The 15382-nt window shown below is 72.1% G+C and carries 16 protein-coding genes; 7 read left to right on the top strand and 9 right to left on the bottom strand.

Going from position 1 to position 15382, the window contains the following annotated elements; genetic code table 11:
• Positions 1-429, top strand: coding sequence for a DUF805 domain-containing protein (locus DEJ11_RS16300; RefSeq protein ID WP_110863162.1), 429 nt, complete (start codon positions 1-3; stop codon positions 427-429).
• Between the two features lie 51 nt (positions 430-480).
• Here the strand turns inward: DEJ11_RS16300 and DEJ11_RS16295 are convergent, their stop codons facing one another.
• From DEJ11_RS16295 to DEJ11_RS16260, 8 genes are all read right to left on the bottom strand, one after another.
• Positions 481-837: an MGMT family protein gene (locus DEJ11_RS16295; RefSeq protein WP_111102555.1), complete on the bottom strand. Its 357-nt coding sequence runs from the start codon at positions 835-837 to the stop codon at positions 481-483.
• Between the two features lie 29 nt (positions 838-866).
• Complete coding sequence (locus DEJ11_RS16290; protein WP_027466669.1) at positions 867-1322, bottom strand: GNAT family N-acetyltransferase; 456 nt, start codon at positions 1320-1322, stop codon at positions 867-869.
• 104 nt (positions 1323-1426) lie between these two features.
• Complete coding sequence (locus tag DEJ11_RS16285) at positions 1427-2176, bottom strand: SDR family NAD(P)-dependent oxidoreductase (RefSeq protein WP_111102552.1); 750 nt, start codon at positions 2174-2176, stop codon at positions 1427-1429.
• A complete protein-coding gene (locus tag DEJ11_RS16280; RefSeq protein ID WP_217499762.1) occupies positions 2176-2973 on the bottom strand; it encodes an SDR family NAD(P)-dependent oxidoreductase in 798 nt (265 codons plus the stop codon). Before DEJ11_RS16280 ends, DEJ11_RS16285 begins: the two co-directional genes overlap by 1 nt.
• Positions 2970-4319 carry an MFS transporter gene (locus DEJ11_RS16275; protein ID WP_111102550.1) on the bottom strand — a complete coding sequence of 450 codons (1350 nt, stop codon included), beginning with the start codon at positions 4317-4319 and terminating at the stop codon, positions 2970-2972. Before DEJ11_RS16275 ends, DEJ11_RS16280 begins: the two co-directional genes overlap by 4 nt.
• 82 nt (positions 4320-4401) lie before the next feature.
• The gene (locus DEJ11_RS16270; RefSeq protein ID WP_111102548.1) at positions 4402-5430 is read right to left on the bottom strand and encodes an asparaginase; all 1029 of its coding nucleotides are present in this window, start codon (positions 5428-5430) and stop codon (positions 4402-4404) included.
• On the bottom strand, positions 5427-5801 hold the full coding sequence (locus tag DEJ11_RS16265) for a hypothetical protein (protein WP_111102546.1): 375 nt from the start codon (positions 5799-5801) through the stop codon (positions 5427-5429). The genes DEJ11_RS16270 and DEJ11_RS16265 overlap by 4 nt, the downstream gene beginning before the upstream one ends.
• Complete coding sequence (locus DEJ11_RS16260) at positions 5801-6703, bottom strand: polysaccharide deacetylase family protein (RefSeq protein WP_111024790.1); 903 nt, start codon at positions 6701-6703, stop codon at positions 5801-5803. Before DEJ11_RS16260 ends, DEJ11_RS16265 begins: the two co-directional genes overlap by 1 nt.
• A 195-nt stretch (positions 6704-6898) precedes the next feature.
• Here DEJ11_RS16260 and DEJ11_RS16255 point away from each other — a divergent pair, with 195 nt between their 5' ends.
• From DEJ11_RS16255 to DEJ11_RS16240, 4 genes are all read left to right on the top strand, one after another.
• Positions 6899-7951 (top strand): LacI family DNA-binding transcriptional regulator, encoded by a 1053-nt coding sequence (locus DEJ11_RS16255; protein WP_220038307.1) that lies wholly within the window; start codon positions 6899-6901, stop codon positions 7949-7951.
• A 69-nt stretch (positions 7952-8020) separates the two neighbouring features.
• Positions 8021-9343 (top strand): ROK family transcriptional regulator, encoded by a 1323-nt coding sequence (locus DEJ11_RS16250; protein ID WP_111102544.1) that lies wholly within the window; start codon positions 8021-8023, stop codon positions 9341-9343.
• A 109-nt stretch (positions 9344-9452) separates the two neighbouring features.
• Positions 9453-10430, top strand: a complete 978-nt coding sequence (locus DEJ11_RS16245; protein ID WP_146249994.1) for a hypothetical protein — start codon at positions 9453-9455, stop codon at positions 10428-10430.
• 268 nt (positions 10431-10698) lie between these two features.
• Positions 10699-13119: a lamin tail domain-containing protein gene (locus DEJ11_RS16240; RefSeq protein ID WP_111102540.1), complete on the top strand. Its 2421-nt coding sequence runs from the start codon at positions 10699-10701 to the stop codon at positions 13117-13119.
• Positions 13120-13284: 165 nt separating this feature from the next.
• Here DEJ11_RS16240 and DEJ11_RS16235 read toward each other — a convergent pair whose 3' ends face one another.
• Entirely contained in the window at positions 13285-13797 is a 513-nt protein-coding gene (locus tag DEJ11_RS16235; RefSeq protein WP_071245384.1) for a hypothetical protein, read from the bottom strand.
• A 147-nt stretch (positions 13798-13944) separates the two neighbouring features.
• Between DEJ11_RS16235 and DEJ11_RS16230 the strand changes: the two genes are divergently transcribed.
• Together DEJ11_RS16230 and DEJ11_RS16225 are read left to right on the top strand one after the other, a co-directional pair.
• A complete protein-coding gene (locus tag DEJ11_RS16230) occupies positions 13945-14499 on the top strand; it encodes a DUF805 domain-containing protein (protein WP_111102538.1) in 555 nt (184 codons plus the stop codon).
• A gap of 9 nt (positions 14500-14508) precedes the next feature.
• A complete protein-coding gene (locus DEJ11_RS16225; protein ID WP_111102537.1) occupies positions 14509-15351 on the top strand; it encodes a PhzF family phenazine biosynthesis protein in 843 nt (280 codons plus the stop codon).
• Positions 15352-15382 lie beyond the last annotated feature (31 nt).

Genomic DNA, 15382 nt, shown 5'->3' with positions numbered 1-15382 from the left:
ATGAGCAACGACAGCGTGGTGCAGCCCGGCGGCGTCGCCCTGCACGACCCCTTCTACGGTGCCCCCTTCACCGAGGCCGTCCGACGGTTCTGGCGGAAGTACACCGTGTTCACCGGACGGGCATCGCGCGCCGAGTTCTGGTGGTGGTGGCTGACGTCGTTCGCGATCGGGCTCGTGCTGCAGCTCGTGCCGCAGGTGTTCACGCCGGACACCCCGGTGCTCGAGAACCCCGTCGGCTCGTACCTGTTCATGCTGTGGGTGCTCGCGACGCTCATCGGGTCCCTCGCCCTCGGCGCCCGACGACTGCACGACGCCAACCTGTCCGGCTTCTGGCAGTTCCTGCACGTGCTGCCGGGCCTCGGCTCACTGATCGTGTACGTGCTGTGCCTGCTGCCCGCGAACCCGAAGGGTGCGCGTTTCGACCGCTGACGGTGGACCCTGACGGTGCACCCTGGCGGGCCGACCTGCGCGGCCGGGGGATCAGAACGGGTCGTCCGCGTCCGTGGCGGGTGACCAGCGCGCACGACGCATGTCGAGCCTCCAGGCCGTCGTCCCCTGCACGAGCGGCGTCCCCTCGACGCGGTAGTGCTCGAGCGCCCGGGCCTCGTGGTGCAGCGGCGGGTGCCCACCCGCGCGCACCACGCGCCACCACGGCAGGTCGGCGCCCTCGTGCGCCATCACCTTGCCGACGGCACGCGACGCCCGCGACCCGAGGGCTGCGGCGACGTCGCCGTACGTCATGACGTGACCCGGCGGGATCATCCGCACGACCTCGGCGACGGCGGCCCCGAAGTCGACGACGGCGGCATCGTCGGACGGTACGGCGTCGGGGGGCACGTCGTCGGAGCGTACGTCGTCGGGGAACGCTAGAGCGTCAGGACCGCGAAGTGGTCGCCGTACTGGGTCTCACGAACGACCTCGAAGCCCACGGCGCGGAAGAACGCCTCGGGGCTGTCGTCGCCGCCCGGCTCGTACACGACCGTCAGCCGCTCGAACCCACGGCTGCGTGCTTCGTCCGCCAGACCGTGCACGGCGAAGCGACCGACGCCCCGGCCCTGCGCGCTCGCCGCCACGTTGACGCGCCAGATGCAGCTGCGCAGCTCTTCCTGCGCGTTGTCGGCGTCGAACGAACCGATGATCAGGCCGAGGACCTCGTCGTCGTCGAGGACGACACGGGTCCACGCGGAGCTCGGCTTGACGTCGGACTCGGCGACCCCGTAGGTGGTCGGCTGCACGAACTGTTCCTGGCCCGGCTTGAGCGTCAGGGAGTTGGCCGCGGCAGCGGTCTTCGCGGAGAGTTCTTCCAGGCGCAGGTCGGACATGCGGCCAGGCTAACGGTGCAGGCCCTGCGGAAGCCAGTGACGACGGCAGACCGAGACCGCACCGTTGCCGCGGCGGAACCGGGCGGCCGACCGGCGTGTGGTGCTCACGGCATGACGTCACCCGAGTTCGGGCCGAGCGTCTGCCCGGTGTACAGGTCACCCGCTGGCGACGACGCGAGCAGCAGCGCGGTCGGAGCGACCTCGGCGGGGACCCCGAAACGTCCGATCGGGAGCTCCGCGGCCTTGTCCGCCCGCCACTGCGCCGTCATCCGGTCCGTCATCGGGGACACGATCGGGCCGGGTGCGATCGCGTTGACGAGCACGCCCCGTCCGCTCCACTCGATCGCGGCGCTCTTCGTCAGCGCGATGACGCCGGCCTTCGCGGCCGCGTAGTGCGCGACCTCGGAGCCGCCCTTGATCGCCAGCTGGGAGGCGAGGTTGATGATGCGCCCGTGCCCGTCGCGGAGCATCCGCCGACCGACTGCTCGCATCACCAGGAAGACCCCGGTCAGGTCGATCGCCATGACGCGCGCCCAGTCCGCCGTGGTGAGCTCCTCGAGCGGGGCCTGCGTGAGCACGCCGGCGGCGTTCACCAGGACCTGGATCCCGCCGGACTCCTCGTCGACCGACGCCACGGCGGCCTCGACCCCGTCCTCGTCCGTGACGTCGAGCACGATGGTCCGGACGCCCAGCCGCTCGGCGAGGTCCGCCAGGCCGTCGGCGTCGAGGTCCGCGGCGACGACCCGCGCTCCGGCGGCGACGAAGGTCTCCACGATCGCGAGACCGATGCCGCTCGCGCCACCCGTCACCAGGGCGGTCGTCCCGGTGAGGTCGAACACCGTCCCGTCGGGCATCAGTCGGCCATCAGGATGGTCAGGCCGCCGTCGACGACGAGTTCCTGCCCGGTGACGTAGCGCGCCTCGTGGCTGAGCAGGAACCGGATGGCCGCGGCTGCTTCGTCGGCGTGGCCGACACGACCCCACGGGATCCGCGCACCCGCGGCGGCGAGGCCTGCCGGGCCGAGCGAGTTCTGGGCGTCCGAGGACTGCGGCGTCTCGATGAGCCCCGGGACGATGGTGTTCACCCGGATCCCGCGCGGTGCCAGCTCGGCTGCCGCACTCCGGGCGAGGCCGATCACCGCCGCCTTGCACGCGGCGTAGTGGCTGTGTGCGACCCAGCCGTACACGCCGCCCGCGATCGAGGACACGGCCACCATCGACCCGCCCCGGTCGAGGTGCCGGGCACCGGCCCGGAGCGTGCGCATCACACCGTGCAGGTCCACCTGCAGGATGTCGTCCCACGCCGCGTCGGTCATGGTGTCGAGCGGCTGCCGACGGAGGACCCCCGCTCCCGCCACCACGTGGTCGACGCGACCCCAGCGGTCGACGGCCGCCTGGAACACGGCGTCGACGTCCTCGGTGCTGCGGACGTCCGCGGTGACCGTCAGCGCACTGCCCCCGGCGGCCTCGACGGCGTCGACGACGGGTGCGGGATCGTGCGGGTCACCCGCGAACACGGGGATGACGATGTTCGCGCCGTACTCGGCGAGCTGCACGGCGAGGGCCGCGCCGATCCCGCTCGCGGCGCCGGTGATGACGACCACGCTCCCCGAGAACTCGGAGTACACGCCGGTCGGTGTCGTGGCGCTCAATGGTCGATCACCGCCACGCGCTTCGTCCCGAGCATGATCAGACCGGAGAGGACCATGCCGCCCGCACCGACGATGAGGGCGGCCGGGCCGAGCCCGATGCTCCCGGCGACGAGAGCCGTCAGCACAGCCGAGCCGATGATGGTGCCGGGCTGGCCCATCGCGGTGACGAACGCGGACCCGGTGGCGCGGCAGCTCGAGTCGAAGCACTCCGCCTGCAGGAAGAGCAGCGACGCGTACGGTCCGAGCAGGAAGAACAGCGTCAGCATGTACGTGACCAGGACGTAGCCGAAGTCGTCCGGACCGAGCACGAAGAGGGTCCAGCAGACACCCGCGAGCACCCAGCCCACGACGATCGTGGTCTTGCGGCCGATGATGTCGCCGAGCCAGCCGTGGAACAGGTAGCCGGCGGCGCCGACCACGTTCGACAGCACGATGATGAGCAGCGACATGCTCGCGTCGACACCCTTGACGCCCTCGAGCATCGTCGTCCCGAGCACGCTCGTGGTGGTGATGCCGAAGTAGTTCACGATCCACGCGATCGAGAGCACGACGGTGTTGCGTGCGTACCGTCGGCCGAAGATCGCCCGCAGCGGGTTCGGCCCCTCGTCGGCGATGCCGAAGCGGGCGGCGACCTCGGTGGCTTCCTCGGTGCGACCGGACTTCCGCAGCTGCCGCAGGTACGTGTTCAGACGGTGCTGCGGCGTCTCCTTGATGCCCTTGCGCAGGAACAGGACGAACAGTGCCGGAACCGTGGCGATGAGGAACGCGAGCCGCCAGGACTCCTGTCCGAACAGCCCGTTGATGCCGGCGATGAACGCGGCGGCGAGGAGCGCGCCGATCGGCCACCCGGTCTGGACGAGGCTGTAGAAGAAGCCGCGACGCTTCTTGACGCCCTCGAGCTCGGTGAGCGCGAAGACCTCGTTGAGGTAGGTGGAGTTGACCGACTGCTCGGCCATCCCGAAGCCGCTCAGGGCCCGGAAGCCGACGAGCGAGGCGACCCCCGTCGACGCCGCCGTCAGCAGCGACGACAGGGCCGCGCCGCCGATCGTGATCATCATGCCGCGGCGCCGGCCGAGTCGGTCCACGAACAGACCGACGAGGACGACGACGACGAAGACACCGACGCTCACGAGGGTGTTCGCCAGCAGGGCGGTCTGTTCGTTCCACCCGAAGTCCTCGGCGATGCGGGGGAGGAGCGTGCCGAACATGATGAAGTCGTAGACGGCGAGGGTCCAGGCGAAGAACGCCAGGGTCGCGCCGCGCTTGGTCTCCTTCGGCCCGATCGTCGGGAACGTCCCGGTGGCGAGCTCGAGGTCGTCGGGCTCGTGGATGGTCGTGGTGGACATGGTCTTCCTCTCGGTACGGCGGTGCGGCGCTGCGACGGTGTCGCTGCGCGGGCTGACGGGCGGAGGCGGAGCGTGGGTGCGGTCAGGGGTGGCCGGTCGGGGGAGAGCCCCGGCCGTGTGCGGCGAACGCCGCGTGGATGCGGGCGTCCGGGGCGTCGAGGGCGAGCAGGGCAGCCAGCAGAAGACGCGCCTTGAGGCCGTCGAGGTTGCCGGCGGGGACGAGTCCGGCGCCGAGCAGGTCGATCTCGCCGCCCGCGAAGCCGTACGTCGTCGTGAGCGTCGCACCGGCGCCGGTCCGCGACGCCAGCACGACCGGCATCTGCGCGGCGAGGGCGCGGACGGCGTCGACCGTGCGCTCGGCGACGTGCCCGCCGCCGAAGCCCTCGATGACCGCGCCGCGGTACCCGAGTCCGTCCAGGGTCGACAGGACCCGGCCGTCGTCGGCGAGGGTGACCCGGTGCAGGGCCACCGGAGGCAGCGGTGCGACGCGTGTGGTGAGCGCGGGCGCTCGGGACGCCGGAGCGTGGAAGACGGGCGAGCCCTCGGTGACCCGTCCGAGCGGACCGGAACCCGGTGAGGCGAAGGCACCGGTCGACGAGGTGTGCGTCTTGCGGACCGTCCCAGCGGCGTGCACCTCGTCGTCGAGCACGACGAGGACGCCACGTCCCACTGCTGCCGGTGCCGCGGCCACGCACACGGCCGCCAACAGGTTCGCCGGGCCGTCCGCACCGGGCGAGGAGGCGTGGCGCATCGCTCCGGTCACCACGAGGGGCTCGGGGCGGTCCCAGGCGAGGTCGAGCAGGTACGCGGTCTCCTCGATGGTGTCCGTGCCCTGCGACAGCACGACGCCCGAGGCTCCGGAGCCGACGGCGTCCCGCGCGGCGTCGAGCGCCCGCTGCACGTCGTCGAAGTCGAGCGAGGGCGAGGGCACCATGCCGAGCTGGCGGGCCTCGACCCGTGCGACCTGCGCGATGGCCGGCACACCGGCGAGGAAGTCGCGGGCTGCGATCCGCGGAACGGCGCCGCAGTCGCGCGGATCGCCCGAGGTGGCGCTCGCGATGGTCCCGCCGAGGGCGAGGTACACGATCCGGGGGAGCGTGGGGTCCGTCACGGCAGGGTGTCCCTTCGTCGATCGACCGCGCGGGCGAGGCTGCGGTGTTCCCAGTCGGTGTCGTCACGCGGGTCGGCCCTGCGGACGCGGGTGGCGACGGCCGTCCAGTCCGTGCGCCCGGCGCCGACCTGTTCGACCGCGTCCAGGACCCCGTCGACGCCCTGGGCCACGACGCGCTTGCCGGTCGGCCCGACGATCACGAGCCGCACGGTGCCCGGGCCCTCGTGGACGCGGATCCGATCGTCCGCGAAGAGCCGGGTCGCCCAGGCAGCCAGCCGGAGCTGTGCCCGCTTGCGCGCCGCGGGGGTGTCCTCGACACCGGCGGCGTACCAGTCACGGTGCCCGCCGTTGCCGCCACATCCGCCGCACATCAGTACTCGCGTGGGCGCTCGGGCTGCGCGAACGGGAAGCGGACGCGGAAGTCGTCGGCGATCTCGTTCATCGTGACGAACCGGACGCCCTCGTGGCCCCCGATGTACTCGATGAGCCGCTCGATCATGAGCAGGACCTGCGGCCGGCCGGAGACGTCGGGGTGGATCGTGATCGGGAAGACGGCGTAGTCGAGTTCGCGGTACACCCAGTCGAACTGGTCCTTCCACATCTGCTCGACGTCGCGCGGGTTGACGAAGCCGTGGCTGTTCGGGCTCGACTTGATGAACATCATCGGGGGCAGGTCGTCGACGTACCAGTTCGCCGCGATCTCGACGAGGTCGATCTCGCTCCCGTGGACGAGCGGCGTCATCCACGTGTGCGGGTCCTGCGAGTAGTCGATCGGTGTCCACTGGTCGCCGACGATCGAGTAGTAGGGGACGAAGTCCTTGTGCTGCTGACTGTGGTCGTAGCTGAACCCGAACTTCTCCAGGAGCGTCGGCGTGTAGCTGCTCAGTTCCCACCACGGCGCGACGTAGCCCGTCGGCTGCTGACCCGTGAGTCGCGTGATCAGCTCGACCGAGCGCTCCATCACCGCGTCCTCCTGCGCTTCGGTCATCGCCACGGGGTTCTCGTGGCTGTACCCGTGCGCACCGATCTCGTGGCCGGCGTCGAACAGGGCCTTGCACTGGTCCGGGAAGGTCTCGAGCGAGTGGCCGGGGATGAACCAGGTCGCTGCGATGTCGGCGCGGTCGAACACCTTCTGCAGACGGGGGACGCCGGTCCGTCCGGCGAAGATCCCGCGCTGGATGTCCGAGGGGGAATCCGCCCCTCCGTAGGAGCCGAGCCAGCCTGCGACCGCGTCGATGTCGACGCCGAAGGACACGAAGATCTCTTTCACCATGGGACACCGTCTCTCGTCGTTGCTGCAATTCGTGCAATCGTTTGCATTGACCGGAATCCTGACAGTCGACTGTTTCGATCGACGTCCAACCGTGTAACCAGTGTGTTTCGGCTCGTCCGGGCTGTCGTCGGGCGAAGCACCTGCAAACGTTCGCGCCGCACGGTGTGACGACGATCTGTCACCTAGACTCGACGGATGGGCAGTACGAGCGACGACCCGGCCGGACACGGTCAGCAGGATCGTCGTGGTGACGTGAACCTCCAGGCCATCGCTGCGCTCGCCGGCGTGCACATCTCGACGGCGTCCCGCGTGCTCCGACAGGCGGAGCCGACCAAGGGGTGGAGCGCCTCGGCGCAGCGGGTGATCGCGGCGGCGGCCGAGCTCGGGTACCGCCCCAACCGACTCGCAGCATCGCTCCGGACCCGGCGGTCGAACACCATCGGCGTCGTGATGCCACGGCTCGCCGACACGGTCATCGCGACGATCTGCCAGTCCGTCGAGTCGGCCGCCCGCTCTGCCGGGTACCAGCTGTTGCTCACGACGCCCCCGGACGACATGGGCGCGCAACTGGACGCGGTCGACTTCCTGCTCTCCCGACAGGTCGACGGCCTCATCGTCAGCTCGCTCCACCTGTCGTCCCCGAACCCTCGGCTGATGGACCTCCCCGTGCCGGTCATCGCGACGAACCGCCACCCCGGGGACTGGATGCCCGCCGTGGTCGGTGACGACGTCGAGGGCGGCCGGATGGCCACGGAACACCTGCTCGCGCTGGGGCACCGCCGCATCGGCGTCATCGCGGGTCCGCGCCACGCCAGCACCGCCGTGGAGCGGGTGGCCGGGTTCCGCCTGGCGCACGAGCAGCGGGACCTCGCCGTGGACGACGCGCTCGTCGTCCACAGCGACTTCGAGGTCGAGGGAGGCGTGGTCGGCGCGCACACGCTGCTCTCGCTGTCGGACCCGCCGACCGCGATCTTCGCCGTCAACGACACCGCGGCGATCGGCGTGATGGGCGCCGCACGGCAACGCGGCCTCCGCGTGCCCGACGACCTGTCGATCGTCGGCTACAACAACATCTCGGTCGTGGCGCAGCTGCCCACGCCCATGACGACCGTGCACTCACCGACCGCCCTGATGGGCACCGTGGCCGTGGAGCGGCTGCTCGCGGCGATCGGCGACGGGGCACTGCAGGGAGCGACGCTCCCGGTCTCGCTCGTGGTGCGGTCGTCGACCGGACGTCCGGCGGGCTGATCCAGGACAGGGCGCTCTGACCGGACCACGCGAGCGGGTGCCCGAGCGGCGTCGCGGTATGGTCGCGGCATGGCAGAGCATCGACGCGGAGCGAACCTCCCGTCGATCGGCGGGTTCAACCGCACCGTGGTCCTCGACGCCGTCCGCCGCTCGCCCGACGGCCTGAGCCGCGTCGAACTCGCCGCCCGCACCGGCCTGAGCGCGCAGACCGTGTCGAACGTCACCCGGTTCCTGATCGAGGCCGGCATGATCGTCGAGTCCGGCACCGTCGTGTCCGGCCGCGGCAAGCCCCGCACCATCCTGCGGCTCGAACCGGGCAGCCGGTACGCGGTCGGCGTGCACGTCGACCCGGCCGTCGTCACCTACGTGCTGCTCGACCTCGCCGGCACCGTCGTCGCCGCGTCCACCACCTCGACCCCCACCGCCGACGACCCGTCCGAGGTGGTGCGCACCATCGCCTCGGCCGTCGACGGGCTCGTCGCCGACGCCGGGGTGGCCGTCGACAGCGTGCTCGGCGTCGGGATCGCGAGCCCCGGACCCATCGACGTCGAGGCCGGCATCGTGGTCGACCCGCCGTTCCTGCCCCGGTGGCGGGACGTGCCGCTGCGCGATGCGCTCGCCGAGGCCACCGGCTACCCGGTCCTGCTCGAGAAGGACGTCACGGCAGCCGCGGTCGGCGAGATGTTCCTGGCGGGGGAGTCCTCGGCCCGGAACTTCGCGTTCGTGTACTTCGGCACCGGGTTCGGCGTCGGGCTCGTCGTCGACCACGAACCCGTGCGCGGGGTGGGGTCGAACGCGGGCGACGCCGGGCACATCATGGTCGACCAGGGGTCGCTCGCGGGCACCCCGGACGGCTCGGGCACCCGCGGCGAGGTCGGTGCAGCCGTCGCGCCGGACCGGCTGGTGCGGGTGGCGCGGTCGCGCGGCCTCGCGTTGTCGGGCGGCGGCGCGGTCGCCGAGGCGGATCCTGGTGCAGACGCCGCCGATGCCACGGATGCCGCCGATGCCACCGACGCCACCGACGCCGCCGACGTCGACGCCGTGAACGCCGCGTGGGACGAGCTCGCCGCGGCCATCGCGGACGGGGACGACACCGCCGTCACGCTCGCGGCCGATGCCGGCACGGTCATGGGCAACGCCGTCGTCCTCATCGTGAACCTGCTCGACATCGACCGCGTGGTGTTCGGCGGCCCGTTCTGGTCACGCATCGCGAGCGCTGCCCTGCCGGCCGCGCGGACCGCCATCGTCGGGTCGCCGCTGCTCGTGCCGAAGCACGCCGTGCAGGTGGTGGAGAGCGACCGCGGTGCAGACGTCGCCGCCGTGGGTGCCGCCTGCCTGGTGCTCGACGCCGCGCTCTCGCCGCGGGCCAGCACCCTGCTCATCCGGCGCTGACGGCACGGGCGCCGTCGCCCGGCGCCCTGCCCGGCCGGAGCACTCCGCCCCGGCCCGCTACGCTGCGATCCGACGCAGCCGCCAGGTGTGCGGGATCGACGGGGGACACATGACGGACAGCACGGACACTACGGACAGCACGGACACCACGGACAGCGCGAACGACACGGACGGCACGATGGACCCGCGGTGGGCGAGGGTGCGCCCACTCGTGTTCCGGACGATCATCGGCGCGGTCGTCGCCGCGGGCCTGGTCGGCATCGCCGCGGTGCTCCTCGGCGACTTCGGACGGGTCGCGGTGCAGCTGCTCCTGACGATCGTCGTGGTCGTCGTCTTCGCGCTGCTGTCCTGGTACGACGCCGATGTCTCGTCCAGGCGGTCCGGGATCTTCGCGTTCGCGAGCATCGCCACGTCGATGTACCTGCTCGTCGCCGGTCTGTACAAGGTGTGGATCGTGCCGACAGGCGTCTCCGGTGACGGCATCTGGTTCGTCCTGGAGCACTTCTGGCACTGGATCTGGCTCGTCGGCGTCGCCCGGGTGGCGCTCCTGCACGTCCACCTGCTCCTCGTGATCCACCGGCGGTACCCGACGCCCGTCCTGCAGGTCGTCGCGAAGGCCACCGTCGGCGTCATCGCCCTGCTCGCACTGCTGCTCTCGATCCCGCTGCTCGCGCCGGACGTCGACTACGCGCGGGGCTACTGGCGGCTCGTCTGGGTGGTGGTGATCCTCGACCTGCTCGGGACCGTCGTGGTGCCCCTCAGCAACGCCCTGTTCCGTCCGCGAGCCACGCTGCCGTCGGCGACGTGGCCGGCGCCCGAGCAGCAGCCGGCGTGGAGCGCAACGCCGACGCCTGCGGCTCCCGCACCTGCTCCCGAGGTGCCACTGCCGCCTGCTCCCGCACCTGCTCCCGCTCCTGCCTCCGCCCCCGATCCCGCCCCCGGAACGGTCGTCGCGTCCGACGGGCGTCGCTACGCGTCCCGTCCATCGGCCTCCCGCGCCTTGGCCTGGCCCCGCTACGTCGACGGCACGCCCCTGCCCGCGCTGCCCGACGGGACGCCGGACTTCTCGGAGGTCACCGAGCGCTGACACCTCGAGCAACGAGTGTGCAGAAGACGTCGGGTTCGCCGTGCGGACCCGACGTCTTCTGTTCACCGGATGCGGTGAGCGCGACCGCAGGGCGGACGGGAGGTGCGGTGCGGGCCCGCCCCGCGCCTCCCGTCCGCGCGCCGCGCGTCCAGGGCGCCGGGCGCGACCCGGGACACCGCCCGTTCACCCCGCGGCCACCGGCCGGTCGCGTGGATGCTGAACAGTCGTGCAGGTCTCCGCCCGCTCGCTCCCCCGAGAAGGACCCTGCATGCGCGCTCCCGCCCTGCGCCCGCCCACCCTGCGCCCGCCAACACTCCGCATCGGCGCCGCCGTCGCGACTGCCCTGGTCGTCGCCGCCGGTGTCGTCACCGCCAGCCCCGCCCTCGCCGTCGTCGGTGACGACGACCCGGCCGTCGGCGCCGTCGCGGCGAACGGCCTCGTCGTCAACGAGGTCGAGTCGAACGCCGACGACACCGACTGGGTCGAGCTCAAGAACACCTCGGGCACCGCGATCGACCTGACCGGGTACGCGTTCCTCGACTCCGACGGTTCGCACGACGCGTACGTGCTGCCCAGCGGCTCGACGATCGCCGCCGGCGGGTACTTCGTCGTCGACCAGCTGTCCGCGACCGCCCCCGGCTTCGACTTCGGGCTCGGCGGTGCGGACACCGCGCGCCTCTACGACCCCGCCGGCGACCTGGTGCTCCGGTACGCCTGGACGACCCACGCGGGTGTCACCTACGGTCGCTGCGCCGACGGCGTCGGACCGCTCGTGGACACCACGGCCTCGACCAAGGGGGCTGCGAACGACTGCTCCTCACCCGTGCGGATCAACGAGGTCGAGTCGCAGGACGGCACCCCCGGCGACTGGGTGGAGCTGACCAACACCGGCAGCACCACCGTCGACCTGGGCGGGTACGTGCTGCGCGACAGCGAGGACGACCACGCGTACACGATCCCCGCCGGCACGACCGTCGCGGCCGGGGGCTTCACCGTCCTCGACGAGGCGGCGTTCGGCTTCGGACTCGGCAAGGCGGACTCCGCGCGGCTCTTCGACGCCCGCGGTGCGGTCGTCGACTCGACCTCGTGGACGGCGCACGCCGCCACCACGTACGGCCGCAACCCCGACGGCACCGGCGACTTCGCCGAGACGGCAGCACCCACGAAGGGTGCGGCGAACCGGTTCGCCGGCGTCGTCACCGCCGAGGCTTGGCCCGGCGGCCCGGACGAGACCGTGCTCGACGACGAGGACACCTTCACGGGCGACTTGAGCGGCCTCGACTGGACGACCTCGGGGACCTCGCGGGACGGGCAAGTCTGGGCCGTGCAGAACGGCGACGGCCTGCTCTACCACCTGACCTCGGACGGCGCGGGCGGCTGGGCACCGTCGAACGCCGCGGGCACCGACCTGCGCTACGCCGACGGCACGGGCACCCCGGACGCCGAGGGCGTGACCGTCACGAGCGACGACCCCGGCGCCGTCTACGTGTCGACCGAGCGGAACAACGACGTGTCGAGCACGAGCCGCCCGTCGGTCCTGCGCTACACCACGACCGACGGCTCCGAGGCCACCCTGCGGGCCACGGACGAGTGGAACCTCGCCGCCGACTTCCCCGGGCTCGGCGCGAACGCCGGGCTCGAGGGCGTCACCTGGATCCCGGACACCTGGCTCACCGCGCACGGCTTCACCGACGAGCGCACGGGCGCCGCCTACGCACCGTCGCGCTACGCCGGACACGGCGAGGGCCTGTTCTTCGTCGGGGTCGAGGGCACCGCGAGCGTGTACGCCTACGCCCTGATGGACGACGGGTCCTCGGCGCGGGTCGCCACGATCGCGACCTCGCTCGCCGTCGTCGCCGACGTGCAGTTCGACCCGACGCTCGACGCGCTCTGGGTGGTCTGCGACGAGGTCTGCTCGGGTCGGACCGCGCTGTACGAGGTGACCGACGGGGCCTTCGCCGCCTCGACGCTGTACGAGGCGCCGTCGGCCGCCGACCGCACGCTCGCCAACGAGGGCTTCGCGATCTCGGGCGTCTGCACCGACGGGGAGCGCGCGACCTTCTACGCCGACGACAACGACACGGACGGGTTCTCGCTCCGCACGGGGACGTACCCGTGCGAGGGCGGCGACACCGACCCGGGCACGGAGCCCAAGCCGACCCCGACCCCGACCCCGGGCGACGGCGGCACGACGCCGACCCCGACCCCGGGTGGGACGCCCACCGCGGTCCCGACCCCGGGCCCCTCGGCTGCCCCGGTTGTTCCGGTGGCGCCGTCGGAGTCGCTGTTGACGGAGGCGAACCGTGGCGGGGTGTCCGCTCCAGCGACCGCTCGTGCGGGGGAGACGATCACGGTGACGGTGGGCTCGGCGTCGGCCGGTGACACGGTGAACGTGTGGTTGTTCTCGGAGCCGACCCTGATCGGCACGGCTGTGGTCGCTGCTGACGGGACGGTGCGGGTGACGATCCCGGCGGACACCGTCGCTGGTGCGCACCGGCTGGCGGTGACGGCTGCTGACGGGAGCCTGATCGGGTGGACCCCGATCACGATCACCGTGGATGGGCAGCTCGCGTTCACGGGTGCTGCGGGGCTCGGTGCCGGTGCGTTGGTGGCGTTCCTGCTGCTCGCGGCGGGCGCGGGCGTGCTGATCGTGCGTCGCCGACGTCGGACTGCGGCCGCCGCGGAGTAGTCCCCACGCCCCCCCCGTCGGGGCGATGAGTGTGCAGAAGACGTCGGGTTCGCGGTGCGGACCCGACGTCTTCTGCTCACCCATGCGCGGTGGGCGCGACCGCGCGACGGACGGGAGGCGCGGGGCGGGGCCGCCCCGCGCCTCCAGGCCGGTGGGTGGCTGCGGTCAGTGCTCGGTGCCGTGCATGGTCTGGGTGTCGTCCTGACCGGGGATGGCGTCCTTCGTGGTCCAGCCGTACCAGCGGCCGTCGATCTCGGTGACCGCGCGGCCGTCGCCGCAGGTGACGAGGCCCTTGGTCGGGAGCTCCTCGGGCAGGAAGTCGGCGGTCATCGCCGTGCCGCCGTACGACTCGTCGAGCGGGGTGCAGTCGTCCACGTCGACGCCGTCCTTCGACGCGAACCCGATGACGTACCCGGGCTGCGAGACGTGGAGGCGCACGTCGATGTCCTTCGCGTCCTCCGGCACCCACTTCGGCATGAAAAAGGCCAGGTCCTCGGACTCCCCGGAGCGCGGAGCGTCGGAGTACGCGTCGAAGTGCTTCTGCGGGGTCTTGTTCGGCACGATGTCCTGGATCGCGCTGCAGCCGGCGGTCAGCAGCAGGGCGGACACCGCGGCGGTGGAGGCGAGGGCGATCCGGAGGGTGCGGCGGGCGGTGGTGGGGCGCGTGTCGGTGCTCATGGATCCAGTCTCACGACGGAGGCGACGCTGAAACATCACGTGCGCACCCGGAAGCGGTCGGGGGTTACCCCCACCCGGGCACCGCAGTACGTCGGGCCTGCCGAGCAGTGCTCAGGAGGGCCCAGGTCGCCCCGGTAAGCAGGTCCGGTGCACCAGACGCAGCAGCCACCCGTCGGGGTCCCCTGGCACCAGGCCACCTTCCCCGCCTCGTTCTCGCGGTTCTGGCGGGGGTACGTCGTGTTCCGCGGTCGTGCCGCTCGTGCCGAGTTCTGGTGGTGGGCGCTGTGGTGGGCGATCATCTCCGCGGCGATCAACATCGTGTACGGCATCGGACTCTTCATGACGCCGCCACCGATGCCGAGCCCGGACGAGACGCGCGTCCTCGACCAGGCGATGCAGTCCTTCAACCCGTTCCCGGTCTGGTGGTTCCTGCTCACGTCGATGCCGGTCTTCGCCCAGATCGCACTGGGGGTCTTCGTGGTCGTCGGACTCGCGGCGCTGCTGCCCTGGATCGCCATCGCGGTGCGGCGGCTCCACGACACGAACCGCTCCGGGTGGTGGGTCCTGCTCTCCTTCGTGCCCGCCGGCTACATCGTGCTCGCCGTGTTCCTCGCGCTGCCCTCGGAGCCACCCGCGGCGCCGCAGCAGTCCGGGCCACCCGTCGGTGATCGGCCCACGCACCCGGTCGTGACGCCGCAGTAGCGTCGGGGCATGCAGCAGGAGATCCTCCGGTACACCGCGTTCGCCGCCGAGCCGGGCGGTGGCAACCCCGCCGGGCTCGTGCTCGACGCGGCCGGACTGTCCGACGACCAGATGCTCGCGATCGCCCGGAAGGTCGGGTACCCCGAGACCGCATTCGTCGTGGGTGCGACGTCGACCGGGCCGCGGGTCCGCTACTTCTCGCCGAGCGCCGAGGTGCCGTTCTGCGGGCACGCCACCGTCGCACTGGCCGTCGCGCTGGCCGAGCGCGAGGGGCCGGGCCGCCGGGTGTTCACGACCCTGGCCGGCGAGGTCACCCTCGACACCACCGTCGGCGCGGAAGGCTCGGTGCAGGTCGCGATGACGAGCGTCGAGCCGGCGACACGGGACATCGACCCGGCCCTGCTGGCGCGGCTGTTCGACCTGCTCGGGCTCTCGGCGGCGGACATCGCTCCGGGGTTCCCGGTGCTGGAGTCCTTCGCCGGCAACTGGCACCCGGTGCTCGTGCTGCACGACCGCGAGCTGTTCCACCAGTTCCGGTTCGCGCCGGGGCCCCTCTCCGAGCTCAAGCGCGAGGCCGGATGGGCGGGGACGGTCACGGTGCTGCACCGCACCGGCGACCGGGAGTACGAGGCGCGCAACCTGTTCCCCGCCGGGCGCATCACCGAGGACCCTGCAACGGGATCGGCAGCGGCGTCGACCGGGGCGTACCTGCGGCAGATCGGTGCAGCGCATCCGGGCGACCGCGTCACGATCCGGCAGGGGCGGCACGTCGGGCGTCCGAGTCTGCTGCTCGTGGACGTGCCCGAGGTCGGCGGGATCACAGTGACGGGGAGCGCGACCCCGATCTCCTGACGGAAGTTCCTTCCCAGAACGCACGCAATGG

The sequence above is a fragment of the Curtobacterium sp. MCLR17_058 genome, assembly GCF_003234705.2.
In the GTDB taxonomy this organism is placed as follows: domain Bacteria; phylum Actinomycetota; class Actinomycetes; order Actinomycetales; family Microbacteriaceae; genus Curtobacterium; species Curtobacterium flaccumfaciens.
This window is presented reverse-complemented; position numbering and strand designations above follow the sequence as displayed.